This window comes from uncultured Salegentibacter sp., assembly GCF_963972535.1.
GTDB lineage: Bacteria > Bacteroidota > Bacteroidia > Flavobacteriales > Flavobacteriaceae > Salegentibacter.
This window is the reverse complement of sequence record NZ_CAXAVR010000028.1, coordinates 1-20,754: the sequence shown is the minus strand read 5'-3', so window position 1 is coordinate 20,754 and position 20,754 is coordinate 1. Positions and strand designations below refer to the sequence as shown.

Genomic DNA, 20,754 nt, shown 5'->3' with positions numbered 1-20,754 from the left:
GTGCTGTAACCCTATTGTCGATAACAGCATGATAACAAAGGATATGGCACTTACGGTATGTTTAAAAGGTGTAACCGGCAATCACGACAAGGGCGGCGGTTTATGGATAAAACAATTATTATGTAGTACGGGCAAATCCACTCGAGGATAACGTGGTGTGTACAAAGTAGAAGATGGCTAACGCAGAGATTTGCCCCTTGTAGGAAAAGGAAAAACCTATGGCTTAGATGTTGCCGCTCTAGGTGATAACTGGAAGAGCCTGGAATTAATATTAAAAGTGATGATTTACCATTTATTTGAACAATAAGGAGTATTTAAAGTTAAAGATACCACCCTCACTAAAGCTGGTAAGGTGGGTTTATGGACCAAAGAAGATGCTGTAACTTACTTTGATGATTTCAGTATAAAAACATTAGATTGATTAGAAGAATTTAAATAATAAAACAAACATATTATGAAAAGTAAATACGTATTGATTTCAACAGTTTTTTTATTGCTTTCGTGCAATGGCCATGACGGTAAAAAAGAGAATGCTGACAGTTCTCGCCCATCTTCTGAAAAACAAAAGGAGATAGAACAACAGGAAGATATGGAACGGCATCCCCTGAATATTACAGCTATCCGGGAGGTTATTGGCATTAAGGGCACGGAAAACAATGGGGAATATAAAGTAGTAGTTCCCCAAAATGATCTAGAGATAATGGTTGATGGTTTTAAAATCATCCCCCCGATGGGACTAGGCAGCTGGGCAGCATTTTCTGCGATTAAAGAGGGAGCAATGGTCATGGGCGATATAGTGGTGACTGAAGATGATTTGTGGCCGGTACAACAGGAAGTAATAAGACAGGGATTGACTATTACCGCCATCCATAATCATTTTGTGAGGAATAATCCCAATGTCATGTACATGCATATTGGAGGTATGGGTGAAGAAGGAGTACTTGCAGAAAAAGTAAAAGCTTTATTCGATAAGGTTGTGGAAGTGCGTGGTGGGAATCCTGCAGCTTCCGAACCTAGTGAAGTCGAGAATACGCTGGATACTGATAGAATAGATAATATTATAGGACATTCAGGTAATCTTAACAATGGAGTTTATAAGATTACAATAGGGAGGCCAGATGTTGATCTTAGGGAGCACGGAGCTCCTGTTAGTACTTTTATGGGATTTAATACCTGGGCCAGCTGGCAGGGGACTCCAGAAAAAGCTGCTGTTGCAGGAGATTTCACCATGCTTGCCGATGAAATTGCCCCTGTTATAAAAGCCCTTGTAGAAAACGGTATTGAAGTAGTGGCAGTACATAATCACATGGTGTATGAAGAACCAAGAATATTCTTTTTACATTATTGGGGTGTGGGCCCAGCCGAGAAACTCGCCCACGGTCTGAAAACGGCTCTTAACCAGACCGGGGTGGTGAGCAAAAATGAATAATTAAATTCATTTTTAATTTAGCGAGGTATTTTAAATGAATGAGAGAGGAGACACGGGATTAATTTCCGTTACCTCTTTCCACGTAAAAATACCTACGGTTCTCGTATACTGTAATTTTTCTATTTATTCTGAATTTCCTCTAACCATTGCCAAGAGGTGGATGTCCTGTCTGGAACTTGCCGAAATAAAACTTTATGTGAGCTTTTTAATAATCCCTTGAATAAAATAGACCTATGAGTAACCCAGGCGAAATTTTCGTTATCTTTAAAAGAAAAGGATAATTATATGTCTATATACGATTACCCTTTAAAATGTTGAAATTTTCTTTAACGAAAAGGATGTTGAACTCCTATTAAATTAAAAGGTCTTAAAACCTGATTTTCCATCTGATGCCGTTCCGGAGATAACTAACAAGGGCTTTTATCAAATAAGTATCAGCCCGAAGCTTTGAATAGCGTATAATTCGTTCCTATCAGTTCGGTCACAGTTTATTATTATGGGGAAGTATTCCCCGATAGAAAGTTAACAATTACAGAAACTCACTAACATATATATAATTCCTAAATAAGTGTGTTCGTAAAACTAAGGGGGAATAGCAAGAGGGTAACACGCGAAGCGATGTTACAGATCATTAATACATTGAAATTCAATAAATTACGAATTTAAATCCTATCATTTTTCACGTATTTTGCGACAAATGCACTCGCAACCCCCGTAAATAGGTGGTTTTTTGCGACAAATTTCACGGAAAACTGAAATTCAAACCCACTTACCACTTTTACCTCCACTTCGCAAAAGCTCCATTTCAGCAAAAGAGGTTTATTACAATTTGTCTTAGACACGAGCCAAAAAGCTTAAAATATTAAAAGAATACGATCGAAAAAGCTTTTTGACTCAAGTCCGCTAGGCGGTAACTAAAATTCACCGATCAGGTTTTCAGAATTATTTAAAAATCCTTCCTACATCACCTTACCTTTCGATGCAAAAATCAAGCTTAAAAATTAACCGGAGCGCATAAACCGCTTTGCTATTTATAGCTCCTCTATAATTTTAAAACTGAATGAAGTAGCATCAAAAGGTAATGCGATGGCGCTGGAAGAAGTAAATAAAATTGAGAATAAACCATTTCATCCTGATCTCACTATTTTTTCTTTTCGCCGGCAAAAGGAAAATGCTCCAGATGAAAAAAGTAAATTGGTTTTTGTTCTAAACTTTCCGGATTGACCAGATTCGATGCAAAATCTTTGATTTTTTTGGAGTCGGATCTTTTACTTCCTCAATAAATTAGACAGGATTCATAATCTAATTATTTGTATATTTGATTAGGTCAGAATATCAAACTGCACCAATACGTTCTATTTAAATTGTGAGTTAATCGTGAGTTCAAAAAACTAGAACTGCGTGAAACCATACAAATACTGGGGTTTTCAGCGTTTTAAAAGCGTTCTGCCACCCCGACTTAATATTAACCACTTAGAAACCTAAGTGGTTTTTTTATGTCTTAATCTTAAGTGTTGGCCCAGACTCATCCTGCACTTCGCAATTGCCACCCCGACTTTTGAATGTCAAAATGTAAAAAATCACCTAATAAAAAAGGGATTCTTCATTCAGAAAAATCCCGTTTTTGGTTTAATATTTTGTAATTCCTTAGTCTTTGTCTTCCTCGTCGTCTTTTTCAGGAATTTCTACGATAGGCTCATTATAGTCTGAATCGTCGTAATCGTCTTCATCAAAATTGGCCATAGTATTTTCAAGTCGTGTACTTACTTTAACCAGGTAAATAGTGTCTTCGGTTTTTACTTCAACCGCTTCAACTGTTTCGTTTTTTGCGTTTTTAAAGGCAATTATCTGGTCGTCATCATACCCGTCTGGATATTTCTCAACCAAAAGGCCCAGGATTTCGGGAGTTAATTTTTTGTAGTCAACAATAATTCTTTTCATAAATAAAAGTTTATGAGGATGTAGTTAGTAGGTTTTAAAAATACTGTTTTTATATTATAAATCAAGTTTTCCTGTAATATTCAAAAGCATTCCAAATTAGCGTGTTAGGTACTTTGCAATCTATCTCGGTGTTGCCAATATCTTTTAGCAGAACAAAATTTATATTTCCGTGTGAATTTTTCTTGTCGTATTTCATCAAATCTATGATTTGCTGAATGTCTTCTTCCAAAAATTCTACTTTTTCGTAAATATCCAAAATTTTAATGGTGATTTCTTTCAATTTATCTTCCGGGAAACTTTTAAGTTCTTTAGAAAGATAAGTTGCCAAAACCATTCCCACCGCAATAGCTTCGCCGTGAAGTAAAGTAGTTTTTTCTGGGTGGGTTAAAAAATAAGATTCTATAGCGTGCCCTAATGTATGACCATAATTCAAGGTTTTTCGCAATCCGTTTTCTTCCGGATCTTCGGTCACAACTTTAGCTTTTATTTCTACCGATTCTCTAATAATATCGTCAAGATCGTCTAAAGTTAGTTCGCTTAAATTAGTCACTTTTTCCCAATAGGTCTCGCTGCTAATTAATGCGTGTTTTAGGATCTCTGCCAAACCGCTTCGCATTTCGTTTTGGGGTAGGGTAGCCAGAAAAGATGGATCAATTATCACCATTTCAGCGTGATTAATTACGCCAATCTGGTTCTTTAAATTTCCCAGGTCTACACCGGTTTTTCCTCCAACAGATGCATCTACCATTGCCAAAAGACTGGTAGGTACATTTATGTAGCTTATGCCGCGTTTAAAAGTAGAAGCTATAAATCCGCCAAGATCGGTTACAACGCCGCCACCTACATTTATCATTAAGCTTTTTCTATCGGCATCTAATTCTGAAAGTGCATTCCAAACACCACTACAGGTTTCCAAATTTTTATTGATCTCACCGGCTTCAATCTCCAAAATCTCAAAATTTTCTGAAGCATCAATTTTCTGTAAAAAAGAAGCCAGGCAATCACGATGCGTATTATTATCTACTAGAATGAAAACTTTGGAAGGTTTTGCCTCTTTTAAATAAGTATTTATTTTATGAAAACCATCTTGCTGATAGTAAACCGGCCCTTTGGCTGCCATGTTGGACATAGTTCTTGACGTTTTAAACATTTATCTGATTGGGCTTCGAAAATAAGCAGAAATATTCATAATAAAATCAAACTTCAATAATTATATTTGCGCTAATTAAGACACACCCCATGATTAATAGAAAAATTTTTAATGATACTAAAACAGCTTTTAAATTAAAATCTGATTTAGAACTGGATCGTGCTATCTTTTTATTTAGCATGATGAAGAACAAGCAACTGGTAGATGCCGGTTCCTGGTTGACTAAAATTTCTTTAAAGCTACACCTGCCTGTAGAAGGACTGATTAAAAAAACCATTTTTGAACAGTTTTGTGGTGGGGTTACCGAAGATGATTGTAAGCCGCTTACCAAAGAAATGTATGCTGAAAAATTGCACGGCATTCTTGATTATTCGGTTGAGGGAAAAGAAACCGAAGAGCAGTTTGATGCTGCTTTAGATAAAAAAATGAAGTTGATAAAATTCGCTGCTAAAAGTGACGAATTGCCGTTTTCGCTATTTAAGCCTACAGGAATTGGAAGGTTTGCCATTTGGGAAAAAATCACAGAACGTATTAATTTAAGCGACGAAGAAAAGGAAGAATGGGAACGTGTTAAAGAAAGGGTTGATACTCTTTGTAAATGTGCCTATGATAATAATGTAAGATTATACGCCGATGCCGAGGAAAGTTGGATGCAACTCGCAGCCGATGAATTGATGGAAGAAATGATGAAAAAGTATAACAAGGAGAAAATTCTTATTTATAATACTTTTCAGTGTTATCGTTGGGACAGGTTGGAGTATGTGAAAAATCTTCACGAAAGAGCTAAAGAAGAAGGCTTTAAAATAGGAGCTAAAATTGTGCGTGGAGCTTATATGGAAAAAGAAAATGCACGTGCAAAAAAATATAATTATACTACTCCAATTTGCGAAAACAAGGAAGCTACAGATGTTAATTTTAATAGCGTGATGTCTTACTGTTTAGCAAACCTTAATGATATACATTTATTTATAGGGACTCATAACGAGGTGAGTAATTATCTTGCGCTGCAAAGTATGGAAGATAAAGGGCTGCCTTTAAATGACGATCGTATTTGGTTTAGCCAGCTTTATGGAATGAGTGATCATATTAGTTATAACCTGGCAAAGAAAGGATACAATTCAGCGAAATTAGTGCCTTTTGGTCCTGTACGCGAAGTTGTACCTTATTTATTAAGAAGGGCACAGGAAAATACATCGGTTAAGGGGCAAACAGGGCGTGAGCTTTCGCTTTTAGAAGAAGAAAAGAAGCGTAGGAAGGGTCAACCAACAAAACACGATAGGGGAGAACATTAAAAATTAAAAAGCTGTTTAGGGTTCATTTCAAGAGAATTATTCTAAACAGCTTTTTTTATGTCTTATAATGAAGAAAATTAAGCCTCGGTTTCTTCCATGGTGTGATATACATTTTGCACATCATCGTCTTCTTCCAGCCTTTCCAGTAGTTTCTCAACATCTGCAGCTTCTTCAGCAGAAAGTGGTTTGGTAACCTGTGGGATTCTTTCAAATCCTGAAGAAAGTATTTCAATTTCCCGGTTTTCTAATTCTTTTTGAATAGCTCCAAAATATTCGAAAGGTGCGTAAATGTGAATGCCATCTTCATCTTCAAAAACTTCTTCGGCCCCAAAATCTATAAATTCAAGTTCCAACTCTTCCACGTCAAGTCCTTCAGCATTCAGCCGGAAATTACAAGTGTGGTCAAACATAAATTCAACCGAGCCTGAAGTTCCCAGGTTTCCATCACATTTATTAAAATGAGAGCGAACATTGGCAACGGTACGGTTATTATTATCGGTAGCGGTTTCTACCAAAACGGCAATTCCGTGGGGTGCATAACCTTCAAAAAGTACAATTTTATAATCGCCCTGATTTTTATCACTCGCCCTTTTAATGGCACGCTCAATATTATCTTTGGGCATATTCACGCTTTTCGCGTTTTGAATAACTGCTCTTAATTTGGCATTGGTATCAGGATCTGGGCCGCCTTCTTTAACAGCCATCACAATATCTTTCCCAATGCGGGTAAAGGCTTTGGCCATTGCTGACCAGCGTTTCATCTTACGCGCCTTTCTAAATTCAAATGCTCTTCCCATTTATTCTGAATAAAAAATTGAAGCAAAAATATAAAAAAGCTTCCAATTCAATTTAAAAATTGGAAGCTTTAAATTTTAATGCTCTTTTTTCTGAATTTAAGCCGAAGCTTCTACTATTTCTTCAATAGCTTTTGCCAGTTTAAAATCTTTTTCGGTTACTCCATCGGCATCATGGGTAGAAAGGGAAATTTCAAGTTCATTATAAACATTTCCCCAATTTGGATGATGCTGCTGGGCTTCGGCTTCAAAAGCAATTCGCGTCATTACCGTAAAAGCGTCTTTAAAATTGGCAAACTGAAATGAAGTATGAATTGCATTATCTTTATAAACCCAGCCCTCAAGATTCTCCAGCTTTTTATTGATTTCGTCTTCGCTAAGCTTTTTCATTGTAATAATTTTTAAGGATTAGTCCTTTAAATTTAAGCAACTAAAGCCTGAATTTTCAATCTAATTGGGTTTTAGTACAAGATTAACACCTAATTCTTTATTGATGCCTTTGCGACCTGCTGTACTGAAACCTGTAAGTTTTTAGGCAGAATGTTTTCTTTAGGTAAAACCGCTAAAAACCTATCGAAATTAGAATCGTAGATATTTTTAAAAACAAGGTTTTTATAGCCTAAAACTTCACAAACCTCTTCAATAAAATCTTTTTGATGTACCAGATCGCTGCTTCCCAAATGAAAAACCCCCTGTTTTTTTCTATTGATTATATAATGAATTTGCTGGGTTACTTTTTCAATTTCAGTAACATTAATCACCACGTTTGGGAAAACTTCTATGGCTTCGCCCAAATCTATAAGCGTTTTAATTTGCTTTAATCGGGGAGAATTATGGCCAAAAACCATAGGTAAACGTAAAATGTTGTACTTATCATTTGGCAGTCTTAGCAGGGCATTTTCAATCTTAATTTTAAACCTGCCGTAAATACTTTGGGATAATGTTTTGTCATATTCATAAGAAGGGAAATTGGTAAAGGCATCAAACACATTGGCAGATGAAATAAACAGCAATTTACATTTATGAGTGAGGATGTAATTAATTATTTCAAAATGGGCGATTATTTGCGCATCAAAATTTCCCCGAACGGCAGAGATAATAATCGTGGGTTTTACGTTTTGAAGCAGAATCTCAATATTTTCAGTTTCCATATCAAAATGATGAAACTGGTAATTTTCTTCAAAAACGCGGTTTGGAGTGTGGTAAGTACCGTGGGTATCAAAAAAGGAGCATAGCTCTTTATATAAGGCGTTGCCTATAAAGCCGCTTGCTCCTAAAATTAAAATTCGTTCCAAAAACTATCCTTTATAAAAGGGCAATTTCACCTGTACGGCCGGAATGGATTTTTTTCTAACTTTTATAAAAATCTTGTTGCCAAATTTAGCAACTTCAGATGGCACGTAGCCTAAACCTATTCCTTTTTCCAGCGATGGTGACATTGTCCCAGAAGTTACTTCGCCAATAACCTTGCCATCTTCATCTTCAATTTCGTAACCCTGGCGCGGGATTCCACGTTCTTCCAATTCAAAGGCGATTAACTTTCGTTTTGGTCCTTCTTCTTTTTCTTTCTTTAAAGCTTCAGAATTAATGAAATCTTTGGTGAATTTGGTGATCCACCCCAATTTAGCTTCAATTGGAGAAGTGGTTTCGTTTATATCATTGCCATAGAGACAGAAGCCCATTTCCAATCTTAAAGTGTCACGTGCAGCCAAACCAATAGGTTTGATACCGTAGTCTTTCCCGGCTTCCATCACGCGATCCCAAATTTGATCGGCATCTTCGTTTTTAAAATAGATCTCAAATCCGCCGCTGCCTGTATAACCTGTAGCCGAAATAATTACTTTATCTATTCCAGCAAATTCAGCAACTTCAAAAGTGTAGAATTTCATATTAGAAAGATCTACATCGGTTAAAGATTGCATAGCTTCTGCCGCTTTTGGTCCCTGTATAGCCAAAAGTGAAAATTCGTCAGACATATCGCGCATCGTTGCATCCATAGTATTATGTTGCGCGATCCAGTTCCAGTCTTTATCTATGTTAGAGGCATTTACTACCAGCAAATATTTTTCAGAATTAATCCTGTATACAATTAAATCGTCAACAATTCCGCCGGTTTCGTTGGGCATTACGGTATATTGCGCTTTCCCGTCTTCCAGTTTAGAAGCATCGTTAGTGGTAATTTTCTGAATAAGTTCCAGAGCCTTATCCCCGGTAATTAGAAATTCTCCCATATGGGAAACATCAAAAACACCTAATTTTTCACGAACGTTTTGGTGTTCAATATTCACACCTCCATAAGAAACAGGCATATTATAACCTGCAAAAGGTACCATTTTGGCATTTAATTCTTTATGTCTGGCAGCTAAGGCAACTTCTTTCATTTTTCTAAAATTTGGGCAAATTTATCGATTTCACTTTGAATACAATATTAAAAAAGGCTTTTTATGAAGAATAGTTAACATAATAGGCTTAGCACGCAGTTTTATATTTAATAAGTTTCTGTATTAAACTTTTATTGGCAAAACTCCCCGAAATTTAAGTTTAGATTAAATTTTTAGAACAAAGCTTTCAGGCTTTAATTTGTAATTTTATGAATGTAATTATTCAACCAAACCAATTATGAAGATACTCTCTGCAGAACAATTAAAAGAAGCTGATGAAGTTACACTTAAGACTGAAGGAATTTCGAGTACACGTTTAATGGAACGTGCCGCAAGCCTTGTTTTTAACGAAATTCATACCCGGCTGGAAGGTGCAGATATCAATATTAAAATTTTCTGCGGAATAGGAAATAACGGTGGCGACGGACTGGTGGTGGCGCGTTTACTTCATAAATACGGTTATAAGGTTGAAGTTTACGTGGTGAATTACAGCGATAAACGATCTGATGATTTTCTTGTGAATTACGATCGCTATAAAAAAGAAAGCCATACCTGGCCTGAATTGATAAAACGAGAAGAAGATTTTCCTGAAATTTCTCCCGGTGATTTTGTGGTAGATGCCATTTTTGGAATTGGGTTAAACCGCCCCGCTGAAGGCTGGCTTGCAAAATTGTTGTTGCATATTAATGAATCTGGTGCATTTTGCCTGGCGGTAGATATGCCTTCAGGATTGTTTCCTGATAAAGTGCCGGCAGAAGATACTGCGGTGATTAAAGCAAATTATACCCTTACTTTCCAAACCCCGAAACTGGTATTTTTTCTGCCTCAAACTATGAAATATGCAGGTGAAGTACAGGTTTTAGATATTGGTTTAGATCGCGGTTATTTAAAAGAAGTTAAAGCAATGGCGCAGCTTATTGGTAAACGTGAAGCCAGGCATCTTTATAAACCGCGTGATAAAAATTCTCATAAAGGAGACTACGGCCATACACTTGTAATTGGTGGGAGTTATGGAAAAATTGGAAGTATAGTACTTTCGGCAAAATCTACATTAAGAGCGGGGGCCGGTTTATGTAGTGTTTTTGTCCCAAAATGTGGATACGAAATTTTACAATCCAGCTTTCCGGAAGCAATGGTAATTACAGATGAAAACGATAAAGAGCTCACCAATATTAAAACCGATCTGGAACCCGATGTTATTTGTTTTGGAATGGGAGCGGGGAAATCTTCTAATACGGTAAAAGCATTTAAAAGCTTACTGGGAAAAATTAAAAACCCTATGCTAATTGACGCCGATGGGTTAAATATGCTTTCTGAAAATAATGAATTACTGGATTTGCTTCCTAAAAATTCGGTATTAACGCCGCATCCAAAAGAATTAGAAAGGCTAATAGGGAAGTGGAATGATGACTTTGAGAAGATTCATAAGATTGAGAAATTCACTAAAAAATATAAGATAATTCTGGTTTTAAAAGGAGCTCATAGTTTTGTATTTAGCGGAAAACATATTTATATCAATAACTCCGGAAATCCCGGGATGGCCACAGCGGGAAGTGGTGATGTGCTTTCAGGCATAATTGCCGGATTAATGTCTCAAAAATATGAACCCCTTGTGGCAGCTATTTTAGGCGTATATCTACACGGGCTCGCAGGTGATATTTGCGCTGAAGAAAGTGGATATGAAGCTTTAATTTCGGGAGATATAAGCGACAACCTGGGGAAAGCATTTTTAGCTTTAATGAAGGACGAAAAGAAGTGATAGATTCTTCTTTTAGAATTGTTTAAAACTTTTGGTTGAATAATTCTTAAAATTTTGGTTTTAAATTTGGATTGTATCAGTAGAAATAGGAATTTTGGCCCGGAAATTAAAAGGATTCTATTTTATAGCTGAAATATTATTTTTAATCATTTATCGGAATAAAATCTAATCATTACTTATTTAATAAAATTTGCCTGAATTTACCGTAATTTCAATAAGTTCAGGATATTTCTCCATTATCTAAAATTGTAAGTTATGCAGTCTCATCATTATATCAGTTCAGCCATTTTAGACTTAGAAACCATTGAAGATATAATGGTAAATAAGAAGCAATTAGCACTTAGTGAAGAGGCTGAATCCAATATCCAGAAATCCAGAAAATACTTAAACAAAAAAATCACAGAAAGTGATACCCCGGTGTATGGAATAAATACCGGTTTTGGAGCTTTATGTAATGTAAAAATAAGTCCGGGCAAATTAACCGAGCTTCAGGAAAACCTGGTAAAATCTCACGCCTGCGGAACCGGCGATAAAGTAAATAAAGAGATTGTAAGGTTGATGCTTTTACTAAAAATTCAGTCTTTAAGCTATGGAAATTCCGGGATTGCCCTGGAAACTATTTTAAGACTTATAGATTTTTACAATCAGGATATTTTACCGGTAGTTTACGAACAGGGTTCTTTGGGAGCTTCTGGAGATCTTGCTCCGTTGGCGCATTTGGCTTTGCCTTTAATTGGAGAAGGAGAAGTTTACTTTGAAGATAAAATAATTAGCGGGGAAGAATTACTGAAAAACCAAAATTGGGAAGCTTTAAAATTGCAATCTAAAGAGGGTTTAGCTTTGCTAAACGGAACGCAATTTATGAGCGCTCATGCCGTTTACGCTTTACTGAAATCTTATAAATTATCTTACCTGGCCGACCTTATTGGTTCGGTTTCCATAGATGCTTTTGATTGTAACTTATCTCCTCTTGATGAGTTGGTTCATTTGGCAAGGCCCCATCGCGGACAAATAAAAACTGCTGAACGTATTCGTAGATTTTTGGAAGACAGCCAAATTGCTAAGAGCGAAAAGGAAAATGTACAGGATCCTTATAGTTTTAGATGTATCCCGCAGGTGCATGGTGCAAGTAAGGACACCTTGAGTTTTGTTAGAAAAACCATTAAAACCGAAATCAATTCGGTTACCGATAATCCTAATATTTTTATTGAAGAAGATAAGATTATTTCTGGAGGTAATTTTCACGGTCAACCTCTGGCCCTGGCAGTAGATTATTTAGCAATTGCGTTGGCAGAACTTGCTAATATTTCAGAAAGAAGAACTTATCAATTGGTTTCGGGGCTTCGCGGTTTACCGGCATTTTTAGTAGAAAATCCAGGTTTGAATAGCGGATTTATGATTCCGCAGTATACGGCTGCAAGTATTGTGAGTCAGAATAAGCAACTTGCAGTACCGGCTTCGGTAGATTCCATTGTTTCTTCTAACGGTCAGGAAGATCACGTAAGTATGGGGGCAAACGGCGCAACAAAGCTTTTAAAAGTTGTAGAAAATTTAAATAGTGTACTGGCCATTGAACTTTTTAACGCATCACAAGCTATGCACTTTAGAGAGCCGGCAAAAACTTCGGCAATGCTAAGTGATGTTTTAAATGAATTTAGAGCCGAAGTTCCGATATTACATACCGATGTGACGATGGCGCCTTATATAAAGTCGGCTAAATCTTTTCTTGAAAACTTTAATTTTACTGAAAATTTCTTCGATTAAATTTCGAATTGAATCCAATTTATTGCCTGGTCTAAATTATCAAAAACCTCAAAAGAATTCTGAGTTTTATAAAACTGGCGTTCTACTTTATGCGCATTTAACCGAATAAGTTCATTTTCACTTACTACGGCAATAGCTTTTAAATTTTGGGCCTGGGCAGATTCCCGGTAAACCATAGGATCTACTGCATAAGAATTTTTACGGAAAGAAATATATCCATAGTCTTTCCCTTTAAATACCTCTTTTCCAATAGCTAATAATTCTTTGTTATTTTCGGAGGTAAAGAGAAGACCTTCGTTTAATTCGGCAATTAGGATATTTTGAAAAATGCGCACCTGCCCAAATTTCACTTCCAATTTATCAGTAGTCATTAATGTAGGGATTAATTCTTTGCAAATTTAATATATTTCAGGGAATATATTAAAAAAAGGCTATTTGAAATGAATCTTTCAAATAGCCTCTTATAAAACTAATTATTCCTTAAAGCACTAAGATTCAGTTTCTTTAACTGCCTTATCAATTTTTATAGTTAATTCATTTTTCTCTTCATCGAGATCCATAAAAATCTTATCACCTTCAGCTAATTTTGAAGTTATGATTTCTTCAGCAAGTGCATCTTCTATATATTTCTGAATCGCTCTATTTAACGGTCTTGCGCCATATTGTTTATCGAATCCTTTTTCAGCAATAAAATCTTTTGCCTTATCACTTAAAGTTAATTTATAACCAAGGCTTCCAATTCTACTGAATAATTTCACTAATTCAATATCAATAATCTTATGAATATCTTCCCGTTCAAGACTGTTGAAGATCACTACATCATCAATCCTGTTTAAGAATTCTGGAGCAAATGCTTTTTTAAGCGCGTTTTCAATTACGCTTCTTGCATTTTCATCGGCTTGAGAACGCTGGGAAGCAGTACCAAATCCAACTCCCTGGCCAAAATCTTTAAGTTTTCTTGCTCCAATATTAGAAGTCATGATGATTATAGTATTTCTAAAATCTATCTTTCTTCCTAAGCTATCGGTTAAATATCCGTCATCTAAAACCTGAAGCAGCATATTGAAAACATCTGGATGGGCTTTTTCTACCTCGTCCAGTAGAATAACCGCGTAAGGTTTTCTGCGTACTTTTTCGGTAAGCTGGCCACCTTCTTCGTAACCCACGTATCCGGGAGGCGCTCCTACTAATCTAGAAATGGCAAATTTCTCCATATATTCACTCATATCTATTCGAATAAGTGAATCGTCGTTATCAAATAACTCGCGAGCCAGTACTTTAGCCAATTGTGTTTTTCCAACCCCGGTTTGACCTAAAAATATAAACGATCCAATGGGTTTGTTCGGATCTTTTAGACCCGCACGGTTTCTTTGAATGGCTTTTACCACTTTTCCAACCGCATCGTCCTGGCCAATAACTTTTCCTTTAATTTTCTTAGGAAGTTCAACCAGTTTATTGCTTTCGGTTTGTGCAATACGGTTAACAGGCACGCCGGTCATCATAGAAACAACATCAGCCACGCTATCTTCATCAACCGTTTCCTTGTGTTTCTTAGATTCTTCTTCCCATTTTTCCTGGGCTATTTGGAGTTCTTTTTCAAGATTTTTCTCGTCGTCCCTAAGTTTAGCAGCTTCTTCGTATTTCTGCTTTTTAACAACAGAATTTTTCTTTTCGCGCACTTCTTCCAGTTTACGCTCAAGGTCTAAAATCTGTTTTGGAACATCAATATTGGTAATATGCACTCGAGAACCTGCTTCATCTAAAGCATCTATAGCTTTATCTGGTAAAAAACGATCGGTTAAATACCTGTTGGTTAATTTTACACAGGCTTCAATCGCTTCATCTGTATAAGAAACGTTGTGGTGCTCTTCGTATTTATCTTTAATATTATTTAGAATTTCAATAGTTTCTTCAACCGAGGTAGGCTCAACAATAACCTTTTGGAACCTTCTTTCTAAAGCTCCATCCTTCTCAATATACTGCCTGTACTCATCTAAAGTAGTAGCACCTATACATTGAATTTCTCCTCTTGCAAGGGCGGGTTTAAACATATTGCTGGCATCCAGACTTCCTGTGGCGCCGCCGGCACCTACAATGGTATGAATCTCATCTATAAAAAGAATAATATCGTCATTTTTCTCAAGCTCGTTCATTACAGCCTTCATACGTTCTTCAAACTGCCCACGGTATTTGGTTCCTGCTACTAAACTGGCAAGATCCAGGGTTACCACACGTTTGTCAAACAGTATTCTTGAAACTTTACGTTGAATAATTCTAAGCGCTAAACCTTCTGCAATAGCCGATTTACCAACTCCGGGCTCACCAATTAGCAGTGGGTTGTTTTTCTTTCTTCTACTTAAAATTTGAGAAACCCTTTCAATTTCTTTCTCACGCCCAACAACGGGATCAAGTTTATCATTTTCGGCCATCGCGGTTAAATCCCTTCCGAAGTTATCTAAAACCGGGGTTTTAGATTTTTTGGAAGTTTTACCGGGGCCGCTGCCACCTCCGCTAAACGGATTATCTTTTGTGGCATCATCGGTATTGCTATCGTCGTCAGAAAATGATTCAGCCGTAGGACTATCCTGAAAATCAGTTTCATCACTGGCAATCATATATTTAAACTGATCTTTAACCCCATCATAATCTATCTTAAGCTTGTTAAGTAGTTTGGTGGTGGGATCGTTCTCATTTCTTAAAATACATAGCAATAGATGCGCAGTATTTATATTAGAACTTTGAAAAAGCTTTGCTTCTAAAAAAGTTGTTTTCAAGGCTCGCTCTGCCTGGCGGGTAAGGTGCAGGTTTCTTTTTTCGTTAGAAACCGCAGTAGACTCGGGATTGGCCGGGCTAAGTATTTCTACTTTGCGTCTTAAATGACTTAAATCTATATCTAAAGCATTTAAAATATCTATGGCTTTACCATCTCCATCTCGCAGCAAACCAAGCATAAGGTGTTCAGTTCCAATAAAATCGTGGCCTAAACGCAGTGCTTCTTCCTTGCTATATGCAATTACATCTTTTACTCTTGGTGAAAAATTATCATCCATCTTTATCTTCCTTTCTCTCTAATGATTTATTCAGTACAAAACTTTCAAAAATTGTACCTAATCCTATGATATTAGCTAATTGACAAAATTACTTTCAATATTCAAAGGGTAAAATAAGGAACTTATTAACGATAGCACACTAAATATTTGTTAATAAAATTTGGGTAAACAATACGCCAAACAGGGCTTGAACATCTATAAAATATGTAAATTGGCTCGTTAGATTAGAGAACTAAAATAAACTTTACAATATGGCTGAAGGAGAAAAGCTTATTCCTATAAATATTGAAGATGAAATGAAATCGGCCTACATTGATTATTCAATGTCGGTCATTGTGTCACGTGCTTTACCAGATGTTCGTGACGGGTTAAAACCGGTGCATCGCCGGGTATTGTACGGTATGTATGAACTTGGTGTACTCTCTAACCGGTCTTATAAAAAATCGGCCAGGATTGTAGGGGAAGTGCTTGGTAAGTATCACCCTCACGGTGATTCTTCTGTTTACGATACTATGGTAAGGATGGCCCAGCACTGGAGCATGCGCTATATGCTTGTAGACGGGCAGGGTAACTTTGGGTCTGTAGATGGCGATAGCCCTGCAGCAATGCGTTATACCGAGGCCAGAATGCGAAAAATTAGTGAGGATATGCTCGCTGATATCGATAAGGAAACGGTAGATACCCAGCTAAACTTTGACGACTCTTTGAACGAGCCGGTGGTGATGCCAACGCGTATTCCCAACCTTCTTGTAAATGGTGCCAGCGGTATTGCTGTAGGTATGGCTACCAATATGGCACCTCATAATATTTCTGAAGTAATAGACGGAACCGTTGCATATATTGAAAACCACGATATTGAAGTAGAAGAGTTGATGGAGCATATAAAAGCTCCAGATTTTCCTACCGGCGGAATAATATATGGTTATGATGGTGTACGTGAAGCTTTTAAAACCGGAAGAGGCCGTATTGTTATGCGTGCTAAATCTTCATTAGAAGAAATCAACGGAAAAGAGTTTTTAGTAGTTACTGAAATTCCTTACCAGGTGAACAAGGCAGATATGATCAAGAAAACTGCCGATCTTGTTAACGAAAAGAAAATTGAAGGGATTAGTCTTATTAGAGATGAATCTGATAGAAACGGGATGAGAATCGTTTATCAATTAAAACGAGATGCAATCCCCAATATAGTTTTAAATACCCTTTATAAACATACCGCTTTACAAACTTCTTTTAGTGTAAATAATATTGCACTTGTAAAAGGAAGGCCAGAGATGCTTAACCTAAAAGATATTATTTATCATTTTGTAGAGCATAGGCACGAGGTTGTTGTAAGAAGAACAGAATTTGAACTTAAAAAGGCCGAAGATAGGGCTCATATCCTTGAAGGTTTAATTATCGCTTCAGATAATATAGATGAGGTAATTGCATTAATTCGTTCTTCCAGCAATGCTGAAGAAGCCAGGAATAAATTAATTGAGCGCTTTGAATTAAGCGAATTGCAGGCAAAGGCCATTGTAGAGATGCGTTTACGCCAGCTTACCGGCCTGGAACAGGACAAGCTTCGTGCAGAGTATGAAGAGATAATGAAAACCATAGAAGACCTTAAAGACATTTTGGCGCGAAAAGAACGCAGAATGCAGGTTATTAAGGACGAACTTCTTGAGATTAAAGAAAAATATGGCGACGAAAGACGTTCTACCATAGAATATTCTGGTGGCGATCTAAGTATAGAAGATATGATCCCAGATGAACGTGTGGTGATTACAATTTCTCACGCTGGTTATATAAAAAGGACTTCTTTAAACGAATATAAAACCCAAAACAGGGGAGGTGTTGGCCAAAAAGGTTCTAATACGCGAAATGAAGATTTCTTAGAATATTTATTCTCCGGAACCAACCACCAGTACATGTTGTTCTTTACTCAAAAAGGAAAATGTTTCTGGATGCGGGTTTACGAAATTCCTGAAGGCAGTAAAGCTTCTAAAGGTAGAGCGATTCAGAATCTTATAAATATAGATCCAGACGATCGCGTAAAAGCCTTTATCTGTACTCAAGATCTTAAAGATGAAGAGTACATCAATAAGCATTATGTAATTATGGCCACTAAAAAAGGCCAGGTTAAGAAAACTTCTTTAGAGCAATATTCAAGACCTCGAACTAATGGAATTAATGCAATTACCATTAAAGAAGATGACGAATTGCTTGAAGCAAAGTTAACCAACGGGGATAGCCAGGTAATGCTTGCCGTAAGAAGTGGTAAAGCCATTAGGTTTGAAGAAGGAAAAACCAGGCCAATGGGAAGAAATGCTTCAGGGGTAAGAGGAATTACACTTGCCGACGATAAAGACGAAGTGGTAGGAATGATCTCGGTAGAAGATTTTAATTCTGATATTCTTGTAGTTTCTGAAAATGGATACGGAAAAAGATCAAGCCTTGAAGATTACAGGATTACCAACAGGGGAGGAAAAGGTGTCAAAACAATTTCCATTACCGAAAAAACCGGAAGTCTTGTTGCAATTAAAAATGTTTCAGATGATGAGGATATAATGATTATCAATAAATCTGGAATTGTAATACGAATGGAAGTTGCAAATCTTAGAGTTATGGGACGTGCAACTCAGGGTGTTAGATTAATCAATCTAAAAGGAAACGATGCCATTGCAGCCGTTGCAAAAGTACTGCACGATGAAGATGATGTTGAGTTGATGGAAGACGCCGAGAAGGCCGAAGATGCTGAAGAAAACCCAAATGGCACAACTATTGTAGACGATAGTGAAGAATAACTATAATAAAAACCAAAACAAGATGAAAACTAATATTTTTACTGTTGCGTTGTCATTATTATCGGTGGCTGCCGTTGCACAAAAAAGTGAGATTAGAGATGCAGGCGATGCCGTAGAAGATGGCAACTATGCAGAAGCCAAAACGCAATTACAAACTGCCGAGTCTATGCTCTCTGAAGCAAATGATAAATGGACCGAGCGATTCTACCTTTATAAAGGCCAGGCTTACTTAGGAAACGGAGAAAATGCTTCTCTGGAAGACCTGGAAGTTGCTGCAGAAGCTTTTCAGAAAGCCCAGGAAATGGGAAATGATGATGAAGCTATACAGGGTTTTGACCAAGTAAGAAATGCTTTAGTACAAAGCGCGATTAACGATCAAAATACAGAGAATTACGAAAGTGCTTCAGATAAATTGTATTACAGCTACCAGTTAAATAAGCAGGATACACTTTATTTATACTATGCTGCGGCTAACTCGTTGAACGCTCAGGATTACACTACAGCTTTAGGTTACTATGAAGATCTAAAAGAATTAGGTTTTGATGGTTCTGGTGTAGAATATCTTGCCACCAATGTAGAAACTGGTGAACAGGAAGTAATGCAAAAAGAGCAACGAGATTTAATGATTAAAACGGGCGAGTACGAAAATCCTCAAGACCGTAAAATTCCTACTAAAAAAGGAGAGATTGCTAAAAATATTGCTTTAATCTATATCCAGGAAGGTCAGGATGAAAAAGCAATTGAAGCTATCCAGGATGCTAAAGCAGAAAATCCTGACAATATTGCACTAATCCAGGCAGAAGCCGATGTTTATTACAGAATGGGTGATAAGGAAAAGTACAATGAACTAATGCAGGAAATTGTAAAGAAAAATCCTAACGATCCTAACGTATATTACAACTTAGGTGTAACAGCTGCAGATTTAGGCAATAACGAACAGGCTATTGAATATTACGAAAAAGCTCTTGAAATTGATCCCGAAATGACCAATGCAAGAATGAATATTGTAGTGGCAATTTTAGCAAAAGAACGTGAGTTAATTGATGAGATGAATCAGCTTGGAATGAGTAAGGAAGATAACAAACGTTATGAGGAGCTGGAAGAAGAGCGTAAAGAGATTTACGAGGAGGCTGTTCCATACCTTGAAAAGGTGATTGAAAATGATCCTGAGAATGTTAACGCAATTAGAACTACTATTAACATCTATACCCAATTAGGTGAAGACGAAAAAGCTGCAGAGCTTAAAGCTCGTTTAGAGTAATTTATCCTCTTACTTTATATTTTAAACCACCGGAATTCCGGTGGTTTTTTTATGCCGTATTTCTATTAAAAAACTGAATTTACATTAATTAAATTTCAGTATTCATTCCGGAAAAATTAAATCTACAGGAGATGAAACCAGATTTTCGATGGGATAAAAGCAACGATTTTCATTTAGCATAAATAATTTGATAACTTAGTTATAAGATAGAAATTATAATAGTATAAACTGCAGCAACTAAGCCGTGCAATATGTTATTAATCTTTACCATTAGTGCTTTAATTATTTTATCTGGCACTTTTTATAAAAAGCTGGAGAATCATTATATAACCGATCCCTTAATTGCATTAATTTTTGGAGTGATCTTTGGACCCAATTTATTCAGCTTTATTTCCCTGGAGAATAGTAAATCTTTGGATATTCTCAAAACCGCTACAGAATTTACCATGGCAGTTGCTCTTATGGCTACAGCATTACGAATCCCTTCTAACTACTTTAGAAAGCATTTCAAAACACAATCTATGGTTATTGTCTTTGGAATTTTAGGAATGTTTTTATGTAGCTCTTTACTTTTATTTTGGTTGTTGCCTTTATCGTTACCAGAAAGCTGCCTTATAGGAGCAATAATAACTCCTACAGATCCTGTGGTAGCATCTACAATGGTATCTGGTGAAAATGCAAAGAGATTTTTACCGGCAAGGGTAAGAGATACAATTTCATTTGAATCTGGGGTGAATGATGGTTTGGTCTATCCGTTAATTCTATTCGTTTTCGCTTTAATATTCCCCGCGCAAAATTTACAAAACTGGGTTTTAAAAGAATTCCTTTTTGCGACGGTTTTATGTGGTATTGTAGCATTTGTTTTGGGTAAATTATTTGGGAAACTAATGCATAAGGCCCACGGGAAAGGTTGGATGTCTAATAAAGCAGTATTGCCTTTTTCTCTGGCGCTTGCATTCTTGCTATTATCTGGTTTTAACGCTTTAGGTATGAATGGAATTTTTAGCGTCTTTATAGGAGGTTTTGCGTTTTCTTCTGAAATTTCTCAAAATGAAACCATCCAGGAGGAACGCGTTCAGGAGTCTATGGATCGCGTTTTTACTATCCCGGTTTTCTTTATTTTTGGTTTACTTCTGCCCTGGAAAGATTG

The 20,754-nt window shown here is 36.6% G+C and carries 16 protein-coding genes; 8 read left to right on the top strand and 8 right to left on the bottom strand.

Going from position 1 to position 20,754, the window contains the following annotated elements:
* Nucleotides 1-28 precede the first annotated feature (28 nt).
* Complete coding sequence (locus tag AACZ30_RS05735; protein WP_339648219.1) at nucleotides 29-151, top strand: hypothetical protein; 123 nt, start codon at nucleotides 29-31, stop codon at nucleotides 149-151.
* Between the two features lie 342 nt (nucleotides 152-493).
* Nucleotides 494-1,429, top strand: coding sequence for a DUF1259 domain-containing protein (locus AACZ30_RS05730; protein ID WP_245801670.1), 936 nt, complete (start codon nucleotides 494-496; stop codon nucleotides 1,427-1,429).
* Nucleotides 1,430-3,076: 1,647 nt separating this feature from the next.
* Here AACZ30_RS05730 and AACZ30_RS05725 read toward each other — a convergent pair.
* Nucleotides 3,077-3,370 (bottom strand): hypothetical protein, encoded by a 294-nt coding sequence (locus AACZ30_RS05725; RefSeq protein ID WP_075326636.1) that lies wholly within the window; start codon nucleotides 3,368-3,370, stop codon nucleotides 3,077-3,079.
* A gap of 61 nt (nucleotides 3,371-3,431) precedes the next feature.
* Complete coding sequence (aroB, locus tag AACZ30_RS05720; RefSeq protein ID WP_075326637.1) at nucleotides 3,432-4,499, bottom strand: 3-dehydroquinate synthase; 1,068 nt, start codon at nucleotides 4,497-4,499, stop codon at nucleotides 3,432-3,434.
* Nucleotides 4,500-4,609: 110 nt separating this feature from the next.
* Between aroB and AACZ30_RS05715 the strand changes: the two genes are divergently transcribed.
* Nucleotides 4,610-5,812: a proline dehydrogenase family protein gene (locus AACZ30_RS05715; protein WP_339648218.1), complete on the top strand. Its 1,203-nt coding sequence runs from the start codon at nucleotides 4,610-4,612 to the stop codon at nucleotides 5,810-5,812.
* A 77-nt stretch (nucleotides 5,813-5,889) separates the two neighbouring features.
* On the opposite strand, the gene AACZ30_RS05710 is transcribed toward AACZ30_RS05715, so the two are convergent.
* The 4 genes from AACZ30_RS05710 to gcvT form a co-directional block, all read right to left on the bottom strand.
* On the bottom strand, nucleotides 5,890-6,609 hold the full coding sequence (locus AACZ30_RS05710) for a YebC/PmpR family DNA-binding transcriptional regulator (protein ID WP_339648217.1): 720 nt from the start codon (nucleotides 6,607-6,609) through the stop codon (nucleotides 5,890-5,892).
* A gap of 96 nt (nucleotides 6,610-6,705) precedes the next feature.
* Nucleotides 6,706-6,996, bottom strand: a complete 291-nt coding sequence (locus AACZ30_RS05705) for a 4a-hydroxytetrahydrobiopterin dehydratase (RefSeq protein ID WP_075326640.1) — start codon at nucleotides 6,994-6,996, stop codon at nucleotides 6,706-6,708.
* Between the two features lie 89 nt (nucleotides 6,997-7,085).
* On the bottom strand, nucleotides 7,086-7,901 hold the full coding sequence (locus tag AACZ30_RS05700; protein WP_339648216.1) for a sugar nucleotide-binding protein: 816 nt from the start codon (nucleotides 7,899-7,901) through the stop codon (nucleotides 7,086-7,088).
* A gap of 3 nt (nucleotides 7,902-7,904) precedes the next feature.
* Nucleotides 7,905-8,987, bottom strand: coding sequence for a glycine cleavage system aminomethyltransferase GcvT (gcvT, locus tag AACZ30_RS05695; protein WP_208225227.1), 1,083 nt, complete (start codon nucleotides 8,985-8,987; stop codon nucleotides 7,905-7,907).
* Nucleotides 8,988-9,225: 238 nt separating this feature from the next.
* Between gcvT and AACZ30_RS05690 the strand changes: the two genes are divergently transcribed.
* Together AACZ30_RS05690 and hutH are read left to right on the top strand one after the other, a co-directional pair.
* Nucleotides 9,226-10,746 (top strand): NAD(P)H-hydrate dehydratase, encoded by a 1,521-nt coding sequence (locus AACZ30_RS05690; protein ID WP_208225228.1) that lies wholly within the window; start codon nucleotides 9,226-9,228, stop codon nucleotides 10,744-10,746.
* A 255-nt stretch (nucleotides 10,747-11,001) separates the two neighbouring features.
* Nucleotides 11,002-12,510 (top strand): histidine ammonia-lyase, encoded by a 1,509-nt coding sequence (hutH, locus tag AACZ30_RS05685; RefSeq protein ID WP_339648215.1) that lies wholly within the window; start codon nucleotides 11,002-11,004, stop codon nucleotides 12,508-12,510.
* On the opposite strand, the gene AACZ30_RS05680 is transcribed toward hutH, so the two are convergent.
* Entirely contained in the window at nucleotides 12,507-12,881 is a 375-nt protein-coding gene (locus AACZ30_RS05680) for a hypothetical protein (RefSeq protein WP_075326645.1), read from the bottom strand. The two genes, hutH and AACZ30_RS05680, sit on opposite strands and share 4 nt — an antisense overlap.
* Before the next feature lie 117 nt (nucleotides 12,882-12,998).
* Complete coding sequence (locus AACZ30_RS05675) at nucleotides 12,999-15,560, bottom strand: ATP-dependent Clp protease ATP-binding subunit (RefSeq protein ID WP_339648213.1); 2,562 nt, start codon at nucleotides 15,558-15,560, stop codon at nucleotides 12,999-13,001.
* A 251-nt stretch (nucleotides 15,561-15,811) separates the two neighbouring features.
* Between AACZ30_RS05675 and gyrA the strand changes: the two genes are divergently transcribed.
* The 3 genes from gyrA to AACZ30_RS05660 all read left to right on the top strand — a co-directional run.
* Nucleotides 15,812-18,343, top strand: coding sequence for a DNA gyrase subunit A (gene gyrA, locus AACZ30_RS05670; protein WP_093306582.1), 2,532 nt, complete (start codon nucleotides 15,812-15,814; stop codon nucleotides 18,341-18,343).
* Nucleotides 18,344-18,365: 22 nt separating this feature from the next.
* A complete protein-coding gene (locus tag AACZ30_RS05665; RefSeq protein WP_075327956.1) occupies nucleotides 18,366-19,604 on the top strand; it encodes a tetratricopeptide repeat protein in 1,239 nt (412 codons plus the stop codon).
* 251 nt (nucleotides 19,605-19,855) lie between these two features.
* Nucleotides 19,856-20,754 (top strand): cation:proton antiporter (locus AACZ30_RS05660; protein WP_339648211.1); only part of this gene is annotated, 899 nt, incomplete at its 3' end.

What these genes read in the sequence shown, in the direction of transcription:
- AACZ30_RS05710 (WP_339648217.1), bottom strand. Translation starts at nt 6,609, where the DNA reads ATGGGAAGAGCATTTGAATTTAGAAAGGCGCGTAAGATGAAACGCTGG.
- gcvT (WP_208225227.1), bottom strand. Translation starts at nt 8,987, where the DNA reads ATGAAAGAAGTTGCCTTAGCTGCCAGACATAAAGAATTAAATGCCAAA.
- AACZ30_RS05675 (WP_339648213.1), bottom strand. Translation starts at nt 15,560, where the DNA reads ATGGATGATAATTTTTCACCAAGAGTAAAAGATGTAATTGCATATAGC.
- AACZ30_RS05735 (WP_339648219.1), top strand. Translation starts at nt 29, where the DNA reads ATGATAACAAAGGATATGGCACTTACGGTATGTTTAAAAGGTGTAACC.
- AACZ30_RS05705 (WP_075326640.1), bottom strand. Translation starts at nt 6,996, where the DNA reads ATGAAAAAGCTTAGCGAAGACGAAATCAATAAAAAGCTGGAGAATCTT.
- hutH (WP_339648215.1), top strand. Translation starts at nt 11,002, where the DNA reads ATGCAGTCTCATCATTATATCAGTTCAGCCATTTTAGACTTAGAAACC.
- gyrA (WP_093306582.1), top strand. Translation starts at nt 15,812, where the DNA reads ATGGCTGAAGGAGAAAAGCTTATTCCTATAAATATTGAAGATGAAATG.
- AACZ30_RS05680 (WP_075326645.1), bottom strand. Translation starts at nt 12,881, where the DNA reads ATGACTACTGATAAATTGGAAGTGAAATTTGGGCAGGTGCGCATTTTT.
- aroB (WP_075326637.1), bottom strand. Translation starts at nt 4,499, where the DNA reads ATGTCCAACATGGCAGCCAAAGGGCCGGTTTACTATCAGCAAGATGGT.
- AACZ30_RS05725 (WP_075326636.1), bottom strand. Translation starts at nt 3,370, where the DNA reads ATGAAAAGAATTATTGTTGACTACAAAAAATTAACTCCCGAAATCCTG.
- AACZ30_RS05690 (WP_208225228.1), top strand. Translation starts at nt 9,226, where the DNA reads ATGAAGATACTCTCTGCAGAACAATTAAAAGAAGCTGATGAAGTTACA.
- AACZ30_RS05715 (WP_339648218.1), top strand. Translation starts at nt 4,610, where the DNA reads ATGATTAATAGAAAAATTTTTAATGATACTAAAACAGCTTTTAAATTA.
- AACZ30_RS05665 (WP_075327956.1), top strand. Translation starts at nt 18,366, where the DNA reads ATGAAAACTAATATTTTTACTGTTGCGTTGTCATTATTATCGGTGGCT.